An 18,706-nucleotide genomic window follows, 5' to 3' on the forward strand; every position below is an offset into this window, starting at 1 on the left:
TCGGCCGTTGCCCTGCCGGGCCTCAGTGGCTAAGGTCTCGGGCTGTTCTGACGTACCGGAAGTGCCCATGTCTTCACGCAAACCCCTCACCGCCGCGCTGGCGCTTGGCCTGACCCTCGCCGCCGGCGCCCATGCCGATGAAGGCATGTGGATGCCGACCCAGCTGCCAGAACTGGCCAAACCGCTGAAGGCAGCCGGCTTCAAGGGCAACCCGGGCGACCTGGCCAACGTTACGGCGCCCCCGCTGAGCGCGGTGGTGCGGGCCGGGGGCGGCACCGGTTCATTCGTCTCCGACGACGGCCTGCTGCTGACCAACCACCACGTGGCCATGGGTGTGATCCAGTACAACACCTCGCCCGAGCACAACCTGATCAACGACGGTTTCATCGCCAAGGGCCGCAGCGACGAGCGCGCGGCCAATCCGGATTTCCGCGTGCTGGTCACGGTCGGGTTCGACAAGGTCACCGATGAGGTGCTGCGCGATGCGCGCGGCAAGACCGGGCGGGCGTACTTCGATGCCGTCGACCGCGCCAGCAAGCAGCTGGTGGCCGAGTGCGAGAAGGAAGGCAACATCCGCTGCAGCGTGGCGGACATGTACTACGGCACCGATTTCTACCGCATCCGCCAGCTCGAGCTGAGCGATGTGCGCCTGGTCTACGCGCCGCCGCGCGCGATCGGCAACTACGGCGATGAGATCGACAACTTCATGTGGCCGCGCCACACCGGCGACTTCACCCTGCTGCGTGCCTACGTCGGCAAGGACGGCAAGCCTGCGCCGTACAGCGTGGACAACGTGCCCTACCACCCGCCGGCGCACCTGAAGATGGCGATCGACGGCCCGAAGACCGGCGATTACGCGATGTTGGCCGGTTACCCGGGCATCACCTACCGCCATCGCACCGCCGCCGAATTCGCCAGCCAGATCGATGCGGTGTTGCCGCGCCGCGTGTCGGTGTTCCAGCAGATGATCGACACCATCGAGTCGGCAAGTGCCAAGGACGCGCAGGCGCGTACCCGGTACGCCTCGCAGCTGCAGTCGCTGAAGAACAACCGCAAGCGTGCCGCTGGCGAGCTGGAAGGGCTGCTGCGCAGCGATGCCAAGGCCCAGCGCGCCGCGGATGAAGCGGCGATGCTGCAGGCCACCGACGCGCGCTACCAGGGCGACATCCAGTCGCTGCTGACCTCGCTGTCCAGCGGTGCCTCGGTGGGCGAGCGCGACCTGCTGCTCGACCTGGTGGCGGCGCAGAGCCAGCTGCTGCGCTCGGCACTGACCCTGGAGCGCCTGCGCATCGAATCGGCCAAGCCCGACGCCGAGCGCGACAGCGGCTACCAGCAGCGCGATCTGGCGCTGATCGAAGGCGTGCTCAAGCAGGTCCAGCGCCGCTACGATCCGGCCATCGAAAAAGCCCTGCTGACCACGCTGCTGACCCGTTACCAGCAGCTGCCCGACGCGCAGCGCGTGCCCGAGTTCGACGCTGCCTTCGGCCGGACCCCGGCTGCGCTGGCCAAGACCCTGGATACGCTGTACGCCAGCACCCGCCTGGGCGACGAAGCCGAGCGCCTGTCGCGCTTTGCCGCGGCCAAGGAGGGCAAGGCGCTGGCGCGCGATCCGCTGATCGACCTGGCCGGCCCGCTGGTGGCCGCGCAGCTGCGCCTGGATGACGAACGCAAGACCCGCGAAGGCGAGCAGCTGCGCCTGCGCCCGGCCTACATGCAGGCGCTGTTCGCCTGGCGGGCCAAGCAGGGCCGCGCGGTGTACCCCGACGCCAACCGTACGCTGCGCATCAGCTACGGCAAGGTCGAGGCGCTCTCGCCGCGCGATGCCGTGCATTTCGACCCGGTGACCACCGTGGCCGGAATCGTGGAGAAGAACACCAACGCCTACCCGTTCGATGCGCCCAAGCCGCTGCTGGCCGCGATCGCCAAGGGCGATTTCGGCTCCACCGCCGACCCGGTGCTCAAGACCCAGACGGTCAACTTCCTGACCAATCTGGACACCACCGGCGGCAACTCCGGCTCACCGGTGCTCAATGCCAAGGGCGAGCTGATCGGCCTCAACTTCGACAGCAACTGGGAGTCGGTCAGCGCCAGCTGGTGGTTCGACCCGCGCTTCAAGCGCGCGGTGCACGTGGACATGCGCTACCTGCGCTGGCTGCTGGCCAAGGTCTACCCGGCGCCGGAGCTGTTGAAGGAAATGGGCGTCCCCGCCGAGTAAGCGACGCCGGCCGGCCCTGTGGCGCCACGACCAACGGTCGTGGCCTACACTGCGGGCTGCTCTTGCGGAAACAACCCTGTGGTTTCTAGCTGGATCCTGCTGCTGGTCTCGGTGGTCTACGCCGCGCTGCTGTTCGCCGTGGCGTGGTGGGGCGACCGCCGCCCGATGTATCCGGACCGGCCATGGCTGCGCCCGGTGGTCTACAGCCTGGCGCTGGCGGTGTACTGCTCGTCGTGGACGTTCTACGGGGCGGTCGGCACGGCGGTGCGCAACGGCATCGGCTATCTGCCGATCTACCTGGGGCCGCTGCTGCTGTGGGTGTTCGGCTGGCGCATCATCGAGCGCCTGGCACTGATCGCACGCAGCCAGAACGTGGTGTCCATCGCCGATTTCATCTCTTCGCGGTTCGGCCGCTCGCGGCGCCTGGCCGCGCTGGTGGCGGTGATCGCACTGATCGGCATCGTGCCGTACCTGGCATTGCAGTACAAAGCCGTGGCGATGAGCCTGCAGGTGCTGACCGGCAACGTCGGCCCGACCGGCTTCTTCACCGACCCGGCGCTGTACGTGGCGCTGCTGATGGCCTTGTTCGCCACGCTGTTCGGCACCCGCCAGGTGGACGCCACCGAGCACCACCACGGCATGATGCTGGCGATCGCGCTGGAATCGATGATCAAGCTGATCGCGATGGTGGCGCTGGGCCTGTTCGCCTACCTGTGGCTCAACGACCGCACCGATGCGGTGATCGAGTCGGCGCATACGCTGTTCACCGGGCTGCCACCGGTCGGCTTCATCTCGCAGACGCTGCTCAGCTTCCTGGCGATCATCTGCCTGCCGCGCCAGTTCCATGTAGCGGTGGTGGAGTGCGGCGACGTGCGCGACATCCGCCGCGCGCGCTGGATGTTCGGGGCCTATCTGGTGATCATTTCGGCGATGGTGATTCCGATCGCCACGGCTGGCGTGACCCTGTTCGGGACCGGCGGCAGCGTCGCCGACGACAGCATGGTACTGGCGCTGCCGCTGGCCGAGGGGCGCAAGTTCCTGGCGCTGGTGGCCTACGTGGGCGGCTTCTCGGCCGCGACCGGGATGGTGATCGTGGCCTCGATCGCGCTGGCCACCATGGTCAGCAACGATCTGGTGATGCCGGTGCTGCTGCGCCGCAGTGGCGACCACCAGGAGGCGGCCGACGTTGCCTCGCGCGTGCTGTGGATCCGGCGCACGGCGATCCTGCTGCTGGCCCTGGTGGCCTACAGCTACTACCGCGGCAGCAGCAACGACAGCACCCTGGCCTCGTACGGGCTGATGGCCTTCGCTGCCGTGGCGCAGTTCGCGCCAGGCTTGATCGGCGGCCTGTACTGGCGGGGAGCGAGCCGCCGGGGCGTGGAGGTCGGCATGCTGTTCGGCTTCGCCACCTGGGTGTACACGTTGCTCTTGCCCGCGCTCACGCATGCCGGCTGGATGGACGAGGCCTGGCTGGTGCACGGGCCGTTCGGGATCGGCTGGCTGCAGCCGCAGCATCTGTTCGGCATGAGCGGCTGGGACCCGTTGACCCACGGCACGTTCTGGTCGCTGCTGGTCAATGTCGCGGCGATGGTGCTGGTCTCCGTGCGCTGGCGCCCGGGCGTGGACGAGCGCCTGCGTGCCGCGCCCTTCCTGGACCCGTACGCGCAGCGGCCTTCGGTGGCCGGTGTGTGGCCCGGCAACGTGCATGTGGGCGACCTGCTGGCGCTGGCCTCACGGGTGGTCGGTGACCGCCATGCGCGCCGGTCCTTCTTCGAGCAGGCGCAGTCGATGGATCGTGAGCTGCAGGCCTCCGCGCCGGCGGACCGGGCGTGGGTGCAGTTCACCGAGCGCCTGCTGGCGGCCTCGATCGGCGCCGCCTCCGCGCGCCTGCTGCTGACCAGCCTGCTGCGCGGCTCGGGCATGGACCTGGGGGAAGTGGTGGCGGTGCTCGACGAAGCCGGGCAGGAGCTGCGCTTCAACCGCGAGATTCTGTCCACCACGCTGGAGAACATCAGTGCCGGGGTCAGCGTGGTCGACCCGGACATGCGCCTGACCGCCTGGAACCGCCGTTACCAGCAGATGTTCGGGTACCCCGACGGGATGCTCTACGTCGGCCGCCCGGTGGCCGACCTGATCCGCTACAACGCCGAGCGTGGCGAGCTGGGCGAGGGCGACATCGAAGTGCAGATCAACCGCCGCATCGGCTACATGCGTGCCGGTTCACCGCACATCTTCGAGCGCACCCGCAGCGACGGCAAAGTGATCGAGATGCGCGGCCAGGCACTGCCCGGCGGTGGCTATGTCACCAGCTACAACGACATCACCGACTACAAGCACGCCGAGCGCGCGCTGCTGGAAGCCAACGAGACGCTGGAGCAGCGCGTGGCCGAGCGCTCGCACGAGGCCGAGATGGCGCAGCAGTCCAAGACGCGCTTCCTCGCGGCAATCAGCCACGACGTGCTGCAGCCGCTCAATGCTGCGCGCCTGTTCGCCTCGGCGCTGCGTGAGAGCCACCACAACAACGAAGAGCAGCGGCACCTGGCCGAGCGCGTGGATGCCTCGCTGCGCGCCGCCGAGGAGCTGCTGGATGGCCTGCTGGATGTCTCCCGCCTGGACGCCGGCGGCCTGCACCCGGTGATCGGCGATTTCGATGTCAGCCTGCTGATGCGCGAGCTGGCGGCGCAGTACTCGCCCGTCGCCGCCGGGCGCGGCCTGCGCATGGATCTGTTCGCGCGCCCGGCCTGGGTGCGCAGCGACCGCCGCCTGCTGCGGCGCGTGCTGCAGAACTTCCTGGCCAACGCACTGCGTTACACCCGCCAGGGGCGCATCGTGCTGGCCGTGCGCCATCGTGGGCCGGAGGTGGAGCTGCAGGTCTGGGATACCGGCCCGGGCATCCCCGAGCACCACATGCAGCAGATCTTCGACGAGTTCCACCGCTACCAGCAGCCGTTCGACTGGGGCGAGCAGGGCCTGGGGCTGGGCCTGTCGATCTGCCAGCGCATCTCGCGCCTGCTCGATCACCGCCTCAACGCCCGCAGCCGCGTGGGCAGCGGCAGCATGTTCTCGATCCTGCTGCCCCTGGTGGCCGCGCCGCAGCTGCCGGCCGCGACGTCCTCGCCGGCGCCCAGCCCGGTCACCCGTGCCGATTCGCTGGCCGGGATGCGCGTGCTGTGCGTGGACAACGACCAGGAAATCCTGGACGGCATGCGCGCGTTGCTGGGGCGCTGGCAGGTGCAGGTGATCACTGCCAGTACCGTCGACCAGGCGCTGGAGAAAGTCGTCGAGCGCCCGGATGTGATGCTGGTGGATTACCACCTGCATGACCGCCTGGATGGGCTGGATACGCTGGTGGCGCTGGGCCAGAAGGCCGGCCGTGCGATCCCCGGTGCGCTGCTCACCGCCGATGGCCGCGATGAGCTCAAGCGGATGGCGCGCGACCGTGGCTACCGGTTGTTGACCAAGCCGATCAAGCCGGCCTCGCTGCGCGCCTTCCTGGCGGCCTTCCACGACACCCGCGGCGATCTCTAGCCGCAGGCGTCCTGGGGAGGCGGCGGCAGGCGGTCAGGCCATGGCACCGCTGAGGTGTTCGTACAGGATGGTCGAGCCGATGATGATCAGGATCAGGCCGCCGATGATCTCCGCGCGCTTGCCGACCATGCCGCCCAGCACGCGGCCGAGCATGATGCCCATCGTCACCATGGTCAGCGTGCACAGGCCGATGATCAGCGCCATCACGCCGATATGCACATCGAGGAAGGCCAGACCGATGCCCACCGCCATCGCATCGATGCTGGTGGCGAAGCCGGTCACCGCCAGGCGCCAGAAGCCATGGTGTTTGCTGGTGTCTTCGTCCTCGGCACCGTCATCCGGGCGGAGCCCGTTGATGATCATGTGCACGCCCAGCGCACCGAGCAGGCCGAAAGCGATCCAGTGATCGAAGGCCTCCACGTACTGCAGCGCGGCGCGGCCGAGCAGCCAGCCGATCACCGGGGTGATGCCTTCGATGACACCGAAAATGAGGCCGGCGCGCAGCGCGTCGGAGAAACGGGGCTTGCGCATCGCCGCGCCTTTGCCGATCGCCGCGGCGAAGGCATCGGTGGACATGGCAAAGCCGATCAGCAGGATCGAAACAGGCGACATTGGGGTACGCGGCAGGTCGGGCGATATCGAGCAACGGACCGCGAACGCGCCCAACCTGTCGTTGCGCACGCGGACCGCTGGTCTCGCCAACCATGATGGTTGCCCGCACCACGGCGCACTGGCCGAGTATGTTGATGCGGGCGATTCCTGCAGCAGGAATCCGGCTACTCCCCAAGGGGACGCGAAGCTTAGCACCGGGGTTGTGGCGTGGCGCGTCTACCGGCAATTGCGCAGGTCACGCTGGATTTCATAGCCCCGGCTATAAGCCGTGGCGGGTAGAGCCGACCGTTGGTCGGCTGCACGGCGTGATCGGGCTCTGCAGCCGACCAACGGTCGGCTCTACGCCACCGATCCGCGTGGTGCCCTCACTCCTCTTCGGGCGGCAACACGATCTGCTCGTCATCAATGGCCAGCTTGCCGGCCATCAGCACCGCCTGGGTGCGGTTGGTGACGCCCAGCTTGCGCAGGATCGCGGTGACGTGCGCCTTGATCGTCGCCTCGGAGACATTGAGGTCGTAGGCGATCTGCTTGTTGAGGCGGCCGGCGCCGAGCATCTGCAGCACGCGGAACTGCTGCGGGGTCAGCTCGCGCAGGCGCTGGCCGATCTCGCGCTCTTCGCGGCCGGTCGGTGGCACGTTGTGTGCCTCCGGCGGGGCCCAGGTTTCGCCATCGAGGATGGTGCCCAGCGCATGGCCGATCGTGTCCGAATCGGCGGATTTGGGGATGAAGCCGAACGCACCGTGGTCCAGCGCACGGCGCATCACGGTCGGTTCCTCACGCGCGGAGACCACCACCACCGGCAGCTGCGGGTGCAGGGCACGCATATGGACCAGCGCATTGAAGCCCTGCGCACCGGGCATGTTGAGGTCCATCAGGACCAGGTCGGCGTCGGTGTGCTGGTCGGCCAGCTGGTACAGCGCTTCCACGCTGTCCGCTTCGTACAGCTGCACGCCGGGGATGACACGGCTCACGGCGCCGCGAAGGGCTTCGCGGAACAGCGGGTGGTCATCGGCAATCAGGAGGGTAGGCATGGTGGGGGCCATGTTGCGAAAGGGGTAACACGCTGAAACGGAACGAGTGTATCGAGACGGCAGCCCCCTGAGTCAGGGGGCGGCCGCGCGGCGGCGGGGGTGTGGGTGATCGTGAGAAAGGGCCCACGGTCCGCTTGCGGACCCCTCACTTCACCTTGCGTTCTTCCACCAGCGAGGCCACGACCGACGGATCGGCCAGGGTCGAGGTGTCGCCGAGCTGATCCGGCGCGTTCTCGGCGATCTTGCGCAGGATGCGGCGCATGATCTTGCCCGAGCGTGTCTTCGGCAGGCCAGGGGCCCACTGCAGGTGGTCGGGCGCGGCGATCGGCCCGATCTCCTTGCGCACCCAGGCGACCAGTTCCTTGTGCAGCTCCTCGCTCGGCGTCTCGTCGGCGATCAGGGTCACGTAGGCATAGATGCCCTGGCCCTTGATGTCGTGCGGGAAGCCGACCACGGCCGCTTCGGCCACCTTGGGATGCGAGACCAGCGCGCTTTCCACTTCGGCGGTACCAATGCGGTGGCCGGAGACGTTGATCACGTCGTCCACGCGGCCGGTGATCCAGTAGTAGCCATCCTCATCACGACGGCAGCCGTCGCCGGTGAAGTAGCTGCCCGGGTAGGTGCGGAAGTACGTATCGATGAAACGCTGATGGTCACCGTAGACCGTGCGCATCTGGCCCGGCCACGAATCGCGGATGATCAGGTTGCCTTCGGTGGCCCCTTCCTGGATCTCGCCATCGGCGTTGACCAGGGCCGGCTGCACGCCGAAGAAGGGCAGGGTGGCCGAGCCCGGCTTGAGATCGACCGCGCCGGGCAGCGGCGAGATCAGGATGCCGCCGGTTTCGGTCTGCCACCAGGTATCCACGATCGGGCAGCGGCTGTCGCCGACCACCTCGTAGTACCAGCGCCAGGCTTCGGGATTGATCGGCTCGCCGACGCTGCCAAGCAGGCGCAGCGAACTGCGCGAGGTGCGCTTGACCGGTGCATCGCCTTCGCGCATCAACGCGCGGATCGCGGTGGGGGCGGTGTAGAAGATGGTGACCTGGTGTTTGTCGATCACCTCCCAGAAGCGGGACGTGTTCGGGAAGTTCGGCACGCCTTCGAACATCACCGAGGTTGCGCCATTGGCCAGCGGCCCGTACACGATGTAGCTGTGGCCGGTGACCCAGCCCACGTCGGCGGTGCACCAGTAGATGTCGTCCTCGCGCAGGTCGAACACCGCTTCATGGGTGTAGGCCGCATACAGCAGGTAACCGCCGGTGGTGTGCAGCACGCCCTTGGGCTTGCCGGTGGAGCCGGAGGTGTAGAGGATGAACAGCGGATCCTCGGCATTCATGCGCTCGGGCTCGCACTGGGTCGGCTGCGGGTCCACCACATCGTGGAACCAGCGGTCGCGCGGGGCCTGCATGTCCACCGCGCCGCCGGTGTGGCGCACCACCAGCACCGTTTCCACGGTGGTGGTGCCGGGCAGCTTCAGCGCCGCATCGACGTTGGCCTTGAGCGGGATCTTCTTGCCACCGCGCAGCCCTTCATCGGCAGTGATGATCAGCTTGCTGCCGCAGTCGATGACGCGGTCGGCGATCGAGTTCGGGGCAAAGCCGCCGAACACCACCGAGTGGATCGCACCGATGCGTGCGCAGGCCAGCATGGCCACGGCGGCGTCGACGATCATCGGCAGGTAGATGGTGACCCGGTCGCCCTTCTTGACGCCGAGGTTGCGCAGCGCGTTGCCGAGGCGGCAGGTGCGCTCATACAGCTCGCGGTAGGTCACGCCCTGGGCGGGTGCATCGGGGCTGTCCGGTTCGAACAGCAGGGCGACCTTGTCACCGCGTTTGTCGAGCTGCCGGTCCAAACAGTTGACGCTGGCGTTGAGTTCGCCGTCTTCGAACCACTTGATGCGGAAATCATCGAGCTGGTAGCTGACGTTCTTGATGCGGGTCGGTTTCTTGAACCAGTCCAGGCGCTCGGCGGCCTTGCCCCAGAAGGCGTCCGGGTGCTCCACCGATTCACGGTAGCGCTGCTGGTACGTGTTCCTGTCGATCCGCGATGCCGCGGCGAACGCGGCGTCGACGGGGTAAAGATCAGCCATGGCACCCTCACTTGCACGTTGACTTGGGTTGTGCGGTCGCAGCATAAGCGGCGACCTCTCCCCCTCAGTTTGCCGCATCCACCCGCCTGCGCGGTGTCGAGGTGGTTAGACCATGGTCGAACGCCGCATGCCCTGGTATGACAGGGCCGTCGAGCCCGGCAGCTCACGACCGTTCGCTGCGGTAGCTCGCGACCATTGGTCGTGAGGCACTGCGTACCGGCCAACGGTCGGTACCTGCGCGGTGCCTGCGGCACCTGCCGGTCGCCTGCCGGCGCCCGGGTCGTACTCGCCCCTTGGGGCGAGTACGACTAATGGCCAATAGCTTCGGTGCGTCAACGCGCCGCACCCTCGGCTCGACCGTGCCCCACGCGCGGCATCACTTTGCCACCCGGGAGAGAGGGCAACATGAGCCACCGTTTGCTGAGGACGACACGCCGGCCGTTGGCCGCCGCCCTGTTCGTCGCACTGATCGCGCCAGGCATGGCGTTCGCTGAAACCGCAAAAGAGAAAGCGCTGGAAGCCCGCGTCGTCGAGCTTGAACGCCAGGTCCAGCTGCTGCTGAACAACCAGCAGCAACAGCAGGCCCAGATCAGCCAGGCCCAGACCGATGTCACCGCCGTGCGCACGGTGCAGGCGCAGCAGCCGGTGGCGGCCACCGTGCCGGCCGGCAAGCAGCCGATCCAGGTCACCACCATCACCCCCGGCGCCGCGCCGGGCACCACGGTCAAGATCGGTGGCTTCATCAAGGCCGACTTCCTGGCCACCCAGACCGGCGATGGCCAGCTGGCCGACGACGCTACCGGTCGCGCGCTGTACCTGCCGGGCCAGACCCCGGTGGCCGGTGCCGGCGGCAGCGGCAAGCGCTCGGACGTGGACTACAACGCCCACGCCAAGTTCTCGCGCTTCAACCTTGGCATCGACAATGTCAGCGAGGCCGGCAACAAGTCCGGTGCGTTCTTCGAGATGGACTTCTTCGGCAACTCGCTGGGCAACCAGACCGCGACCAATACCTACGGTGCGACCCTGCGTCACGCCTACATGTACTGGAACAACTGGATGGCCGGCCAGACCTGGTCGAACTTCATGGATGCGGCCTCGCTGCCGGAAGCGGCCGACTTCGTCGGTCCGACCGATGGCGTGATCTTCGTGCGCCAGGCCCAGATCCGCTACACCCAGGGGGGCTTCAGTGTCGCGCTGGAAAACCCGGAAACCACGCTGCTCACCGGCACCCGCAACCCGGTCACCGGCGTGTGGACCAATGTGGCCAGCAACTCCGACCGTGGCGCACTGCCGGACCTGACGCTGCGGTATGGCTGGAAGGGTGACTGGGGCACCTTCGGGGTCGGCGGCGTGGTTCGCCAGCTCAAGGTCGACAACCAGACCACCGGTGCCGACGCGGACAAGATCGCCGGCGGCCTGACCCTCGGCGGCAAGTGGGTGATGGGCCCGACCGACACCCTGCATTACCAGGTCACCGGCGGCGAAGGCATCGCGCGCTACATCGGCCTGGGTGTCACCGCCGATACCGCGTATGACATCGCCCGTGACGAACTCAACCCGACCGGTGTGCTGGCCGGTTACGTGGGCTGGCGCCACGCCTTCACCCCGAAGCTGCGCACCAACCTGATCTACGCGCGCAGTGATTACGACAACGACGGCAGTCTCGGCCCGCTGGTCACCAAGAGCGTGCAGAGCATCCGCGGCAACGTGTTCTACACGCCGATGCCCAAGGTCGATGTCGGCGCCGAGCTGATGTACGGCGTGCGCGAGATCGAGGATGGCCGCAAGGGCGATATCAGCCGCCTGCAGTTCACGACGAAGTACAGCTTCTAAATGCGTGCCGACCAACGGTCGGCACCTACCAACAACGATTGCTTCGGAGGGGAAGCGTCCCATGTCAACAACACCTGCACCGGCGAAAGCCCAACTCACCCAGGGACACAAGAAGGTCATCTTCGCGTCCAGCCTGGGGACCGTCTTCGAGTGGTACGACTTCTTCCTGTACGGCTCACTCGCCGCGATCATCGCCAAGCAGTTCTTCAGCGGTGTCAATGAAACCACCGGCATGATCTTCGCCCTGCTGGCGTTCGCGGCCGGCTTCTTCGTGCGCCCGTTCGGCGCGGCCTTCTTCGGCAGCCTCGGCGACCGCATCGGCCGCAAGTACACCTTCCTGGTCACGATCCTGATCATGGGCATCTCGACCTTCCTGGTCGGCGTGCTGCCAAACTATGCCTCGATCGGGTTCGCCGCCCCGGTGATCCTGATCATCCTGCGCCTGGCCCAGGGCCTGGCGATGGGTGGCGAATACGGTGGTGCCGCGACCTACGTCGCCGAGCACGCACCGGCCGACAAGCGTGGCCTGTACACCAGCTTCATCCAGTGCACCGCCACGCTCGGCCTGTTCATGTCGCTGCTGATCATCCTGGCCTGCCGCTACTTCCTGGGCAATGAAGCGTTCGAAGCCTGGGGCTGGCGTATTCCGTTCCTGGTCTCGATCGTGCTGCTGGGCATCTCGGTGTGGATCCGCCTGCAGCTGAGCGAATCCCCGCTGTTCCAGCAGATGAAGGCTGAAGGCAAGGGCTCCAAGACCCCGTTCCGTGACAGCCTCAAGGACGGCAACCTCAAGCTGATGCTGCTGGTCCTGCTCGGTGCCGCAGCCGGCCAGGCCGTGGTGTGGTACGGCGGCCAGTTCTACGCGCTGTTCTTCCTGAGCAGCATGCTCAAGGTCGACGCCACCACCTCCTATCTGCTGATCGCTGCAGCGCTGGCGCTGGGCGTGCCGTTCTTCATCTTCTTCGGCTGGCTGTCCGACCGTATCGGCCGCAAGAAGATCATCCTGGCCGGCTGTCTGTTGGCCGCGGTCACCTACATCCCGATCTTCAAGGGCCTGACCCACTTCGCCAACCCGGCCATCGAAGAAGCCCGCACCAACTCACCGGCGCTGGTCAATGCCGATCCGAACACCTGCTCGTTCCAGTTCGATCCGGTCGGCCTGCGCAAGTTCACCAGCTCCTGCGACGTGGCCACCGCGGCCCTGACCAAGGCCGGTGTGCCCTACGACGTGAAGCCGGCCCCGGCCGGTACGCTGGCCACGGTCAACGTGGGCAATACCGCGGTGACCTCCTACGAGGCTGCAGGCCTGACCAAGGAAGAACTCAAGGCCAAGGGCGATGCCTTCGGCGGCGAGCTCAAGGGTGCATTGGGTGCGGCGGGCTACCCGGCCAAGGCCGACAATGCGCGCATCAACATCCCCGGCACGATCTTCATGCTCTGGCTGCTGGTGCTGTATGTGACCATGGTCTACGGCCCGATCGCCGCCTACCTGGTCGAGCTGTTCCCGACCCGCATCCGCTACACCTCGATGTCGCTGCCGTACCACATCGGTAACGGCTGGTTCGGTGGTTTCCTGCCGGCGATCTCGTTCGCACTGGTGGCCGGTACCGGCAACCTCTACTACGGCCTGTGGTACCCGATCATCATCGCGCTGATGACGGTCGTGGTCGGTGGCCTGTTCCTGCATGAAACCAAGGACGTGGACATCACCAAGTAACGGTGATCCACCCGGCAGGACGAAGGGGCCGCGATGCGAATCGCGGCTCTTTTTGTTTGCGGTTCGCGCGGTTTGGGGAGCGGGTAGAGTCGACTGTCAGTCGACTCTCCGCGGCGCTTGGTTGAAGCCCCACGCTGCGAACGATGGACGTCTGCGTCTGCCCTGCTTTACGAAGTTCTGCACGGGTAGACACCGCGCTGGCGCGCAGATGCATCCGGTACGCTGCGCTGCCAACGCGAAAATTCATCCAGGCAGGCCTGATGCTGGCTACTTTCGTCGCCGGCCTGACTAAGCCGCTTGAGCACGGCATCACTCTCTGAGTAGGCCTCGGTCACTGCGGCGACGAGGTTGCACACAGGTACAAAGGGGAAATGAACCTCGTGGTGCGGAAGCCCGACTCTCTCGCCCCAGGCATTGAACGGGAAGAGCAGGTGCAGCAACCCGTCCGCGGCTTCGTCTTCGCTTGGCCGGGTCAGGACGATGTCCGGCGCATCCCTGAGCAAGATCTCATACGCCCCGAGGAGGCGGCGGCCATGCTGTTGGTGCTATGTCGGCGTCGTTGCTCTCCCAGCGAGCTGAGAACCGTGTTGATGGTGGCGCCGGGCGTAGCATCTCCTTCGAGCTCGCCCACGATGGCAATCTGCGCTTTCCTGACGCGGACACGAGTTGACGTGATTGGTCGGGTGCCTGAGGGAGTGTCTGGTTGAATCCGACAATCCACGACGTACGTGGCTTGAATCCGGACCGCGCATCCACGCGCCACGTAGCATGAAGGAACCATCGAACCAGAGTGGATCATGTACGGCCTCCTTCTAGTTGCAGCGTCCGTCATGGCGACGGCAGCACCGGCACCGGCCGCAGCGCGCGAAGCAGCCAATAGAGTGACTGGCGTGCGAAAAGGCATGGAATACGCACAGGTGCGCAGGATGCTGCTTGACGCAGGGTGGGTGCCGCTGGACGCAGAATACCTGCGACCGTCGCCCGCTTATCCGGACTATCCGGAGGTCAATTGTGGCACCGGGTGGCAAGCAACCTGCTCCGCATTCTTTTTTCGCGGTGACTATTACTTCGGGGTGGGACTGAACCCCCAGGATTCCCGACGCCATCTGCCCGTGGAGTGGACGTGGAGGTCGCATGATCCGGCCGGATTGGCACGCGATCGACAGGTTGTGAAAGCGGTCATCAGCACGACGCGCCAGGGCAACGTGCAGGTTGAGGAAAGATCACCCGTGATCAAAGCGGCGTGCGGAACGAACAAGGTCTGGTTGTCCTGGAACAACGCAGTACCAAACGCAACATTGGTGACCTGCGACTACGGCGGTACGGCGCATGACAATTGGGGTTGGTTGATCGAGACGGGGTTGGATGACGATGAGACGCAGGTGCGCCGTTTCTCTCTGGGCAAGGTGACCAGCGTCGCGGAGTTCAGTCGGATTGGCGCGCAGGTACCAGATGCTTTCACCTCGCATCCCTGGTGCTCAGGCGTCAAGCCGAAGACCCCATTGAATGCGGTATTTGCAACATTGGTGAAGACGCCCAGCGAGAGTGGAGATGCGCCGTACTGCTTCATGCCCCACTTCTTCGCAGGCAACACGGGTACGCCGTTGCGGAGGATGCCGGCGGCCGACGAAGTATCGCCGGACGTTCCGTGGGAAGAGGCTCGCCTGATCGCGAGGGAGGTCGAGATGCTGCGTGATTGGAGGCGGGAGTATGAGTCCGAGTAAGCCTGCGCGGGCCATTGATGCCCTCGGCCAGCACGTGAAGGTTGGCATGGGGGGAGAGCGTGACCCGCCTCTACAATCGGCCCATGACCATCACCACCGCAGCCGAACTCCCTACCGTCCTGCAGCGCCTACGTACCGCCTGGCAGGCCAACCGCCCGACGCTGGAACAGCGCCGCGATGACCTGCAGCGCCTGCGCGTCGCGCTCAAGGCGCGCCTGCCCGAAATGGCCGCCGCGATCTCGACCGACTTCGGCCACCGCTCCACCCACGAATCGCAGATCGCCGACGGCATGACCGTGCTCGGCGACATCGACCATCTGTGCAGCCACCTGCGCGGCTGGATGCGGCCGCGCCGGGTCGGGGTCGGCTGGCGGTTCTGGCCGGCACGCGCCCAGACCCGGCCGGTTCCTCTGGGTGTGGTCGGAGTGATCTCGCCCTGGAACTACCCGGTCAACCTGGCGTTGATTCCGCTGGCGACCGCGATCGCCGCCGGCAACCACGTGATCCTCAAGCCGTCCGAGCACACGCCGCGCACCAGCGCCTTCCTGCAGTCGCTGCTGGCGGAGGTGTTCCCCTCCGATCGCGTGGCGGTCGTGCAGGGCGATGGAGACCTCGCCAGCGCCGTGGCCGGCTCGCCGCTGGACCACCTGGTGTTCACTGGCTCCACCGCCATCGGCCGCAAGGTCATGGCGGCCGCCGCCGAGCACCTGACCCCGCTCACGCTGGAGCTGGGGGGCAAATCCCCGGCCATCGTCTGCAGCGATTACCCGTTGGAGAAGGCGGCCGCGCGGCTGGCCACCGGCAAGTTCTTCAATGCCGGCCAGACCTGCATCGCGCCGGACTACGTGCTGATCGACGGCCATCGCCAGCGCGAACTGGTGCAGCAGCTGCAGACCCAGGTGCAGGCGCGCTATGGCGATTTCAGCGACGCCGCCGATTACACCCGGATCATCCACGACGGCCAGTACCAGCGCCTGCGTGGCTATCTCGAAGAGGCCCGCGCGCGGGGCGTGCCGGTGATCGAACTGGCCACGGTCGATCCCGAGCGAGCGCAGCGCGAGCGGCTGATCGTGCCGACCATCGTGCTCGATCCGCCGGCGGATCTGGCGCTGATGCGCGAAGAGATCTTCGGTCCGATCCTGCCGGTCTGCGCGTATCCGGATCTGGACGCCGCCATCGCAGAGGTACAGTCCCGTGACCGCCCGTTGGCGCTGTACGTCTTCAGTCACGAACGTGCGCAGGTGGAACGGGTGCTGGCGCAGGTCGTGGCCGGCGGCGTCACCGTCAACGACACGCTGCTGCATTTTGCGGTCAATGGCCTGCCGTTCGGCGGGGTCGGCCCGAGTGGCATGGGCGCGTACCACGCGCGCGCCGGTTTCGATGCGATGAGCAAGCAGCTGCCGATCCTGTGGCAGTCACGTTGGGCGGCCAGCGATCTGCTCAAGCCGCCGTATTCGAAGATCGCCGGGATGTTGAAGGCGATGGTGCGTTAAACCCCAGCGTGTTGCACGGTAACGTCGAGACGTGCTCGGCTGCCGGGGTCCCGCGCAAGTAAAATCGGACCGATGCGCTGGTGAGCCGATTACCACGCCTATTCGGCTCACGCGGCCGTGCCTGAGCATCGGGCCTGCTCGAGCTTGGCGTTGCGCAAAGCACCCTCAACGCCCCGGCTGCGACGATCGGTCTTCGTGGAACCACGCATGGGCCGCAGCTTCCAGATCGCCTTCCTCGGCGATCACCGAACCGTCCTCGTCCAGCAGGGTGTAGTGGCGCTGGTCACCGCCCAGCGCAGCGCTGCCATCCAACCCGAGCAGCAGGGTATAGAGGGTGTCGGTGGTGAAGACATCGAGCATCTCCCGCAACAGCTGGGTCTGCTCGGGTGACAGGTCCATCGCGGCGATCCTTGCTGCGCACGCCGTGCCTGGGGTCCATGCCATGGCGAGCAGGTTCGCTTTCTCCGCGTACCACCTTGCTACGAAGGCATCTGCGTTCATTGAATATCTGCGCTACCGGGGGTGGGCCACAGCCTAGCGGCGACGCAGGCGTGTGGCAAAAATCTGCGTGCCCGGACGCGAGAGGCTGCCGGCCAGCAGCCGGCAGGGCGTGCGCCCACCGACCCACGGTCGGTGGCTACCGGTAGAATGCCTGCATGAAAATCGCCTCCTGGAACGTCAATTCGCTCAACGTGCGCCTGCCGCACCTGGAACAATGGCTCACGGCGTTCGCGCCGGACGTGGTCGGCATCCAGGAAACCAAGATGGAGGACCACAAGTTCCCCGATGCGGTGCTGGCCGGGCTGGGCTACCGCAGCGTGTTTGCCGGGCAGAAGACCTACAACGGCGTCGCGCTGCTTTCGCGCGAACCGGCGCAGGACGTGCAGATCGGCATTCCCGGTTTCGAGGATGAGCAGAAGCGCGTCATCGCCGGGACCGTCAACGGCGTGCGCATCATCAATCTGTACGTCGTCAACGGTCAGGACGTCGGCACCGACAAGTACGCCTACAAGCTGCGCTGGCTGGAGGCCGTGCATGCCTGGGTCGAGGCCGAACTGGCCAGGTACCCGGAACTGGTGGTGATGGGCGACTTCAACATCGCCCCCGATGCCCGCGACGTGCACGACCCGCTGGTCTGGAACGAGAACCACATCCTGACCTCCACCGCCGAGCGCGGCGCCCTGAACAAGCTGCTGCAGCTGGGCCTGCACGATGCGTTCCGCCTGCATAGCGAGGAAGAAGGTGTGTTCAGCTGGTGGGATTACCGGGCGGCCGGCTTCCGCCGCAACCTGGGCCTGCGCATCGACCTGACCTTGGTCTCCGACGCGCTCAAGGCGCGCGCGCTGGCCTCGGGCATCGACCGCGAGCCGCGCACCTGGGAGCGCCCCAGCGACCATGCGCCGGCGTGGGTGGAGCTGGCGCCGTAAACAACAAGGCCCGACAGTGCCGGGCCTTGTTGATCGAACGAAGTACGTGAGCGCGTCAGCGGACGCTTCGACGCGTAAACAGATTCACGATCGCCAGCAGAATGACTGCGCCGATCAACGAGAACAGGAACGTGCGGATGGTGATCGCTTCATTGATGCCACCGCCGAACAGCCAACCGGCCAGCAATGCGCCGACGATGCCGACCACGATGTTGAGGATGATGCCTTGCTGCGCGTCCCGCTTCATGATGATGCTGGCAAGCCAGCCCACGATGCCGCCGACGATCAACCAGATGATGATGCCCATAGCGTTGACTCCCTCTGTGCGGATGCGACCTGTGCAGTTGACGGCACACCCCGTGAAGTCGTCGTGCAGCCGGTATGGCGGGGGCGTGGCATGACCCTGCCTGCGACCTTGGACGGCCCCTGGCGCTTCGGCCCGGTCACGGTCTGGCGCCTGCCGCATGTGCCGGGCACCCGCGGCGAGCCCCAGGCCCGGGTCCTGCTGGCCGAGCAGCTGGGCGGGGCGCCGCAGGACCTGCCGCTGCAGCGTGACCCGCGTGGCCGCCCGGCGCTGCATGGTCCGTTGGCCCATGTGGGCACCGGCTGGAGCCACAGCCACGGCCTGCTGCTGGTCGCGATGGGTGAGGGGGTGCGGCTGGGCGTGGACCTGGAACCGCTGCGCCCGCGCCCGCGGATGCTGGAGATCGTGCAGCGCTTCTTCCACCCGGCCGAAATCGCCTGGCTGGAATCGCTGGACGAGAACGCCCGCAACCACTGGTTCTTCCGGGTGTGGTGCGCCAAGGAGGCGCTGCTTAAGGCGCAGGGGCAGGGCATCTCGTTTGGTCTGCACCGGCTGCAGCTGGCCCCCGGCATCGACGGAGGCCTGTACCTGGCCTGGTGCGACCCGGAACTGGGGCCGGCCGAGCGCTGGCACCTGCATGAGTGGCAGGCGGCGGATGATTTCCGCGCGGCGCTGGCCTGGCATGCGATGTGAAATCGAGGGCGTGGCCAATGATTGGGTGTGCGGGCGGAGG

Annotated in this window: 13 protein-coding genes and 1 riboswitch; of the genes, 8 read left to right on the forward strand and 5 right to left on the reverse strand. The window is 66.6% G+C overall.

Features of this window, described 5'->3' with window-relative positions; genetic code table 11:
• The first annotated feature begins 67 nt into the window (after nt 1-67).
• Nucleotides 68-2,215 (forward strand): S46 family peptidase, encoded by a 2,148-nt coding sequence (locus tag ORK51_RS00085; protein WP_266083397.1) that lies wholly within the window; start codon nt 68-70, stop codon nt 2,213-2,215.
• A 78-nt stretch (nt 2,216-2,293) separates the two neighbouring features.
• Complete coding sequence (locus ORK51_RS00090) at nt 2,294-5,743, forward strand: hybrid sensor histidine kinase/response regulator (RefSeq protein WP_070426242.1); 3,450 nt, start codon at nt 2,294-2,296, stop codon at nt 5,741-5,743.
• A gap of 33 nt (nt 5,744-5,776) precedes the next feature.
• On the opposite strand, the gene mntP is transcribed toward ORK51_RS00090, so the two are convergent.
• The 3 genes from mntP to acs form a co-directional block, all read right to left on the reverse strand.
• Nucleotides 5,777-6,355, reverse strand: coding sequence for a manganese efflux pump MntP (mntP, locus tag ORK51_RS00095; protein ID WP_046272969.1), 579 nt, complete (start codon nt 6,353-6,355; stop codon nt 5,777-5,779).
• Nucleotides 6,356-6,443: 88 nt separating this feature from the next.
• Nucleotides 6,444-6,534, reverse strand: a riboswitch (yybP-ykoY riboswitch).
• Between the two features lie 186 nt (nt 6,535-6,720).
• Nucleotides 6,721-7,386, reverse strand: a complete 666-nt coding sequence (locus ORK51_RS00100; protein ID WP_019185603.1) for a response regulator transcription factor — start codon at nt 7,384-7,386, stop codon at nt 6,721-6,723.
• Between the two features lie 145 nt (nt 7,387-7,531).
• The gene (acs, locus tag ORK51_RS00105) at nt 7,532-9,475 is read right to left on the reverse strand and encodes an acetate--CoA ligase (protein ID WP_070426241.1); all 1,944 of its coding nucleotides are present in this window, start codon (nt 9,473-9,475) and stop codon (nt 7,532-7,534) included.
• A gap of 405 nt (nt 9,476-9,880) precedes the next feature.
• Here acs and ORK51_RS00110 point away from each other — a divergent pair, with 405 nt between their 5' ends.
• The 4 genes from ORK51_RS00110 to ORK51_RS00125 all read left to right on the forward strand — a co-directional run bounded on the left by ORK51_RS00110 (nt 9,881) and on the right by ORK51_RS00125 (nt 16,242).
• The gene (locus ORK51_RS00110; RefSeq protein ID WP_070426240.1) at nt 9,881-11,308 is read left to right on the forward strand and encodes a DcaP family trimeric outer membrane transporter; all 1,428 of its coding nucleotides are present in this window, start codon (nt 9,881-9,883) and stop codon (nt 11,306-11,308) included.
• 61 nt (nt 11,309-11,369) lie between these two features.
• A complete protein-coding gene (locus ORK51_RS00115) occupies nt 11,370-13,025 on the forward strand; it encodes an MFS transporter (protein ID WP_266083398.1) in 1,656 nt (551 codons plus the stop codon).
• A 797-nt stretch (nt 13,026-13,822) separates the two neighbouring features.
• Nucleotides 13,823-14,749, forward strand: a complete 927-nt coding sequence (locus tag ORK51_RS00120; protein WP_266083399.1) for a hypothetical protein — start codon at nt 13,823-13,825, stop codon at nt 14,747-14,749.
• An 83-nt stretch (nt 14,750-14,832) separates the two neighbouring features.
• The gene (locus ORK51_RS00125) at nt 14,833-16,242 is read left to right on the forward strand and encodes a coniferyl aldehyde dehydrogenase (RefSeq protein WP_266083400.1); all 1,410 of its coding nucleotides are present in this window, start codon (nt 14,833-14,835) and stop codon (nt 16,240-16,242) included.
• Between the two features lie 165 nt (nt 16,243-16,407).
• On the opposite strand, the gene ORK51_RS00130 is transcribed toward ORK51_RS00125, so the two are convergent.
• Nucleotides 16,408-16,641, reverse strand: a complete 234-nt coding sequence (locus ORK51_RS00130; protein ID WP_266083401.1) for a hypothetical protein — start codon at nt 16,639-16,641, stop codon at nt 16,408-16,410.
• Nucleotides 16,642-16,898: 257 nt separating this feature from the next.
• On the opposite strand from ORK51_RS00130, the gene xth reads away from it, so the two are divergent.
• Entirely contained in the window at nt 16,899-17,669 is a 771-nt protein-coding gene (xth, locus tag ORK51_RS00135) for an exodeoxyribonuclease III (RefSeq protein WP_019185609.1), read from the forward strand.
• 55 nt (nt 17,670-17,724) lie between these two features.
• Here the strand turns inward: xth and ORK51_RS00140 are convergent, their stop codons facing one another.
• Complete coding sequence (locus ORK51_RS00140) at nt 17,725-17,976, reverse strand: GlsB/YeaQ/YmgE family stress response membrane protein (RefSeq protein ID WP_070426235.1); 252 nt, start codon at nt 17,974-17,976, stop codon at nt 17,725-17,727.
• Between the two features lie 90 nt (nt 17,977-18,066).
• On the opposite strand from ORK51_RS00140, the gene ORK51_RS00145 reads away from it, so the two are divergent.
• The gene (locus tag ORK51_RS00145; RefSeq protein ID WP_070426234.1) at nt 18,067-18,666 is read left to right on the forward strand and encodes a 4'-phosphopantetheinyl transferase family protein; all 600 of its coding nucleotides are present in this window, start codon (nt 18,067-18,069) and stop codon (nt 18,664-18,666) included.
• Nucleotides 18,667-18,706 lie beyond the last annotated feature (40 nt).

The sequence above is a fragment of the Stenotrophomonas sp. RIT-551 genome (assembly GCF_026241915.1).
Classification (GTDB): domain Bacteria; phylum Pseudomonadota; class Gammaproteobacteria; order Xanthomonadales; family Xanthomonadaceae; genus Stenotrophomonas; species Stenotrophomonas bentonitica_A.

Coding starts and splice junctions, on each gene's coding strand:
- ORK51_RS00085 (WP_266083397.1), top strand. CDS start 68: ATGTCTTCACGCAAACCCCTCACCGCCGCGCTGGCGCTTGGCCTGACC.
- mntP (WP_046272969.1), bottom strand. CDS start 6,355: ATGTCGCCTGTTTCGATCCTGCTGATCGGCTTTGCCATGTCCACCGAT.
- ORK51_RS00100 (WP_019185603.1), bottom strand. CDS start 7,386: ATGCCTACCCTCCTGATTGCCGATGACCACCCGCTGTTCCGCGAAGCC.
- acs (WP_070426241.1), bottom strand. CDS start 9,475: ATGGCTGATCTTTACCCCGTCGACGCCGCGTTCGCCGCGGCATCGCGG.
- ORK51_RS00110 (WP_070426240.1), top strand. CDS start 9,881: ATGAGCCACCGTTTGCTGAGGACGACACGCCGGCCGTTGGCCGCCGCC.
- ORK51_RS00115 (WP_266083398.1), top strand. CDS start 11,370: ATGTCAACAACACCTGCACCGGCGAAAGCCCAACTCACCCAGGGACAC.
- ORK51_RS00120 (WP_266083399.1), top strand. CDS start 13,823: ATGTACGGCCTCCTTCTAGTTGCAGCGTCCGTCATGGCGACGGCAGCA.
- ORK51_RS00125 (WP_266083400.1), top strand. CDS start 14,833: ATGACCATCACCACCGCAGCCGAACTCCCTACCGTCCTGCAGCGCCTA.
- ORK51_RS00130 (WP_266083401.1), bottom strand. CDS start 16,641: ATGGACCTGTCACCCGAGCAGACCCAGCTGTTGCGGGAGATGCTCGAT.
- xth (WP_019185609.1), top strand. CDS start 16,899: ATGAAAATCGCCTCCTGGAACGTCAATTCGCTCAACGTGCGCCTGCCG.
- ORK51_RS00140 (WP_070426235.1), bottom strand. CDS start 17,976: ATGGGCATCATCATCTGGTTGATCGTCGGCGGCATCGTGGGCTGGCTT.
- ORK51_RS00145 (WP_070426234.1), top strand. CDS start 18,067: ATGACCCTGCCTGCGACCTTGGACGGCCCCTGGCGCTTCGGCCCGGTC.